Raw genomic sequence first — 4,736 nt, 5'->3', positions numbered from 1 at the left:
GCGCTACGCCGATCTGCTGCGCGGCGCCACAGTAGGCCAGATTATCCGCAAAGTATTTCTGCTGCAGGCCTTCGCGACCTGGTTCATCTCGTTGCCACTGCAACTGTCGGCGGTCATCGGTCCCACGCCGCGGCGCTGGCTGGCCGTTACGCTGGCCGGCGTTCTGCTGTGGATCAGCGGCCTCGCCTTCGAAGCCGTCGGCGACCATCAATTGCGGATATTCAAATCCGACCCGGCGCATCGCGGTGTCGTGATGGACGGCGGCCTATGGGGGTGGACACGTCATCCCAACTACTTCGGCGACGCGTGCGTCTGGTGGGGATTGTGGCTTATCACGATCACCGGGTGGTGGACGCTGGCAACGGCGCTCTCGCCGTTGCTGATGACCTACTTTCTGGTCTACGTCACCGGTGCCCGGCTCACCGAGAAGTACATGTCGGGCCGCCCCGGCTTCGGCGAATACCAGGCACGGACATCCTTTTTCGTCCCCCGTCCGCCCCGATCTGCGCAAAATGACGACGGACGTCGCTGAATCGCTAGGCTACAGGTCGATGACCGGACCGCGGCAAAGCCACGACCTGGATGCATTGCTGCACCGGGTGGCGCGTCGCGATGCCGACGCGTTCGCGAGTTTCTACGACCACACCAGGTCCCGGGTCTACGGGTTGGTGGCACGCGTGCTGCGCGACTCCGGGTACAGCGAGGAGACCACCCAGGAGGTCTACCTGGAGGTGTGGCGGAGCGCCGAGGCGTACGACTCGGCGAAGGGATCCGCGCTGTCCTGGCTGATGACCATCGCACACCGGCGCGCGGTCGACCGAGTGCGCGCCGAACAAGCCGCCACCCAGCGCGAGTCCCGTTATGGCGCAGCGACGGTCGATCCGGCCCACGATGTCGTCGCCGAATCAGCCCTCGCAGCCGATGAGCGCCGCCGGGTGACAGAGTGCCTTGACGGGTTGACCGATGCTCAACGGCAGTGCATCGAAATGGCCTACTACGGTGGATTGACGTATACCGAAGTGTCACAACGGTTATCGGCCAACTTGTCGACGATCAAATCGCGGATGCGCGACGCGCTGCGCGGACTCCGCAATTGCCTGGGTGCGCCATGACCGAGCCGACCGACTTCGAATTGCTCGAACTGGCGACGCCGTATGCGCTGCACGCGGTATCGGACGCCGAGCGGGCTGTGATCGACCGGCAGCTTGCTGCGGCGCCACCATCGGTCGCCCAGGCCTTCCGCGACGAGGTGCGCGCGGTCCGCGAGACGATGACGACGGTTTCGGCAGCGACGGCCACCGAGCCGCCTACCCGTCTCCGCGCGGCGGTGCTGGCCGCGGTTCACCCAGCGGCCGGGCAATCTCGTTGGCGCACAGCATTTTTGGCGGCGGCGGCTGCGGTGGTGGTGGGATTGGCGGCCTTCGGTGCCGGAATGGCGATGCGACCATCGTCCTCGCCGTCAATGGCGGAGCAGATCATGGCGGCACCGGATGTGCGAAGCGTCTCCGGCCAGCTGGCCGGCGGGACGGCGACGGTGGTGTTCTCGCGGGACCGCAACGCCGGCGTGTTGGTGATGAACAACGTGCCCCCACCCTCGCAGGGCACCGTGTATCAGATGTGGCTGCTCGGCGACAAAGGCCCAACATCGGCAGGCACGATGAACACCGCGGCCGTCGCGCCGTCGACCACCGACATGCTGACGAATCTCGGGAGTTCCAGCGCGCTGGCGTTCACCGTCGAACCCGGCACCGGGTCACCGCAACCGACCGGGAAGATCCTTGCCAAGCTGTCGTTGAGCTAGCGGGAAGGACTGGGGTGCACAGACTAGAGACCGATTATCTGGTCGTCGGTGCGGGCGCGGTGGGCATGGCGTTCACCGACACCCTAGTGGCCGAGACCGACGCACATGTGGTGCTCGTCGACCGTGGCCATGCGCCGGGTGGGCATTGGACATCGGCCTACCCGTTTGTCCGCTTGCATCAGCCATCGGCTTATTACGGCGTCAACTCCCGCGCATTGGGCAGCGACACCATCGACCGGGTCGGCTGGAACGAGGGGCTTTACGAACTGGCCACCGTGGGAGAAGTGTGTGCCTACTTCGATCAGGTCATGCACCAAGACCTGTTGCCCAGCGGGCAGGTGTCCTACTTTCCGATGGCGGAATACCTGAGCGAGGGCCGATTTCGCACGCTGGCCGGCGACGACTACACCGTCGACGTTCGCCGACGAGTGGTGGACAGCACCTACCTGAAGACCGTGGTGCCGTCGATGCGCCCGCCGCCCTATGACGTCGGCGACGGAGTCGACTGCGTCGCGCCCAACGACCTACCGGCCTCGGCGGCGGGCCACCAACGGTTCGTCATCGTCGGCGCAGGAAAGACCGGTATCGACGCCTGCTTGTGGTTGCTACGCAACGGTATTGCGCCGGAGCGGCTGACGTGGATCATGCCACGCGACGCGTGGCTGCAAAATCGGGCCAATATTCAACCCGGCCCACAATTTCTGCAGCGGTTTCAGGCGGGTTTCGCCGCCCGTCTGACCGCGATCGAAGGCGCCACCAGCATCGAGGATCTGTTCGATCGGATGGAGGATTGCGGCAATCTGCTGCGGGTGGATCCCGCGACGCGCCCGACCATGTATCGCTGCGCAACGGTGTCGCAGGCTGAACTGCAACAGCTGCAACGCATCTCATCCATCGTACGAATGGGACACGTGGAACGCATCGAAGCGGGCACGGTGGTGCTGGCTGACGGCTCGATACCCGCCGAGCGTTCGACGCTCTACATCGATTGCACCGCCGACGGGCTGCAACGTCGACCACCCACAGCGGTTTTCGACGGTAACCGGATCACCCTGCAGAGTCTGCGCGGCTGTCAACAAGTCTTCAGCGCGGCCTTGACCGCCCACGTTGAAGCGGCCTACCACGACGACGCGACACGAAATGATCTGTGTGCACCGGTGCCGCATCCCAGCACCGACCTGGACTGGCTCACCACGACGATGGCCGAGCAGCGCAACCAGATCCGCTGGTTCGACGACATCGACCTGTTCGAATGGCTCTGCGCGGCAAGGCTGGATCTCATGCGGCACATGTACGCCCCGCTGACGGAGAACCCGCGGGTGCGCGACAAAGTCCTCGGGATGATCAAGGCGGGTCTCGAGTCGGCTAATCAGAAGCTGGAAGCCTTACGCCTTGCGCAGACTGCCCAGCATCGCGGCTAATACACCGAGCACCACCAGCACTCCCCCGGCAGCCAGCGTCACGTTGAGCCATTGGTGCAGACTGCTTTCCGCTTGACCGACCATCACGTCGGCGATCCGTCGGATGTCGCCGGTGGTGTGGTTCAGCGCATCGTTGATCCGGCGGCGGGCGAGTTCGATGGCCGCCCAACCGGCGGCGCCGACAAGCAACGCCGAGATACCCAGCCAGGCCAGCGCTCTACCGCGGCTGCGAGCGACGGCCAATGTCAGCAGCGCACTAATGCCGGTCAGCACCGCCGCGGCGACGCTCGCCCACGGACCCCAGGTGGCGCCCAGCCGTAATTTGCCGGGCTGCAAGGGTTTTGGGGTCGTCACCGTCAAGGGAACGGCGACCGTGGCGGGCACCTGGACATGGTGAGCGATCATCAGCCGGTCGAACACCGGATCGTTGAGCATCGGGGCCACATCGACGATCCACTGGTTGGACTGCCCGCTGGCGCGGGTGAACAGCCAGCCGTGCAACTGCCGGTTGGCCTCCGCGAAATGCGGCGGGAACGACGGGCTGGCGGTGTAGGAGGTGGCCACGTCATGTACCTCTGATGAGCTGATCGAGTAGCCGTGCGCGCTGATCAGCGTCATCGCCTTGGAAGTCAGCTCGGACGCCGCGGCGGCCTGCAGCGTCGGGTCACTCGCGGCCTTCTCGGCCATTGCCGTGTAGCCGTCGACATCGACGATGTGGGTCTGTGCCCACACTGTCGGCACCGTAACCGCCAGCGTCGCCGTGGTGAGCAGCCACAGCAGCACCGTCACCGCGAATCGCACGCGGTCTAGAGTACGGACGCTATTTGGCGACGCGACGCGGACGCGCCAGCGCGAGCCGGGTCAGCATCCGGTTCATCCGGGTCAGCGCTTTGAGCGAATTGCTGTAGTAGTTGCCGCCCGCACCGACACTGGTGCGAGGCCCGACAACTGTCTCGACGCGGCAGTATTTGCGAAGCCCCTCGGCGCCGCCCCACCGTGCCCCGATGCCCGACGCCTTCCAACCGCCCATCGGGGCCGTCGTGCACATCAGGTTGGCGATTACGTCGTTGATGTTGACCGCACCGCAATCAAGCCGCAGCGCAATCTCTTTCGCTCGATCAACATCACCGGAGAACACCGAGGCGCTCAACCCGTATTCGCTGTCGTTGGCCATTCGGATTGCTTCGTCGACGGAGCCGACCTTCATGATCGGCAGCGTGGGACCGAACGTTTCCTCGGTCATGCACGTCATCGAGTGGTCCACGTCGACGAGCACCGTCGGCTGATAGAAGCTGCCCGGCTTGTCGGCGCGCTTGCCGCCGGTCAATACCCGTGCGCCCGCGGCCACCGCCTCGCGGACGTGGCGCTCGGTCACGGCCAGCTGCTGCTCGTCGATCAGCCCTCCGAGGTTGTGCCCGTCGCCGGCGCCGACCTGCAGCGCCTGCACGTCACGCACCACGGCCTTGACGAACTGGTCGTACACCGGCTCAAGCACGTAGACCCGCTCGACCGAA

Annotated in this window: 6 protein-coding genes; 4 read left to right on the top strand and 2 right to left on the bottom strand. The window is 65.4% G+C overall.

The annotated features are described in order from the left end of the window. From WB785_RS08150 to WB785_RS08135, 4 genes are all read left to right on the top strand, one after another. Positions 1–532: DUF1295 domain-containing protein (locus WB785_RS08150; protein ID WP_424078358.1), on the top strand; the 532-nt coding region annotated here is incomplete at its 5' end. A gap of 19 nt (positions 533–551) precedes the next feature. After that, positions 552–1,112 (top strand): sigma-70 family RNA polymerase sigma factor, encoded by a 561-nt coding sequence (locus WB785_RS08145; protein ID WP_424078357.1) that lies wholly within the window; start codon positions 552–554, stop codon positions 1,110–1,112. Continuing rightward, complete coding sequence (locus WB785_RS08140) at positions 1,109–1,801, top strand: anti-sigma factor (protein ID WP_424078355.1); 693 nt, start codon at positions 1,109–1,111, stop codon at positions 1,799–1,801. Before WB785_RS08145 ends, WB785_RS08140 begins: the two co-directional genes overlap by 4 nt. A 14-nt stretch (positions 1,802–1,815) precedes the next feature. Then, positions 1,816–3,222: an NAD(P)-binding protein gene (locus WB785_RS08135; protein ID WP_424078353.1), complete on the top strand. Its 1,407-nt coding sequence runs from the start codon at positions 1,816–1,818 to the stop codon at positions 3,220–3,222. On the opposite strand, the gene WB785_RS08130 is transcribed toward WB785_RS08135, so the two are convergent. Both WB785_RS08130 and WB785_RS08125 read right to left on the bottom strand, forming a co-directional pair. Next, positions 3,187–4,023 carry a hypothetical protein gene (locus WB785_RS08130; RefSeq protein ID WP_424078352.1) on the bottom strand — a complete coding sequence of 279 codons (837 nt, stop codon included), beginning with the start codon at positions 4,021–4,023 and terminating at the stop codon, positions 3,187–3,189. The two genes, WB785_RS08135 and WB785_RS08130, sit on opposite strands and share 36 nt — an antisense overlap. Positions 4,024–4,042: 19 nt before the next feature. Continuing rightward, positions 4,043–4,736, bottom strand: a 694-nt coding sequence (locus tag WB785_RS08125; RefSeq protein ID WP_424078351.1) for an aldehyde dehydrogenase family protein, incomplete at its 5' end; no start/stop codon positions are given.

Origin of the sequence: Mycobacterium sp. (genome assembly GCF_049585075.1) — a bacterium.
Taxonomy (GTDB): domain Bacteria; phylum Actinomycetota; class Actinomycetes; order Mycobacteriales; family Mycobacteriaceae; genus Mycobacterium.
The sequence above is the reverse complement of the archived record's forward strand: the minus strand, read 5'-3'. Positions and strand labels throughout refer to the sequence as shown.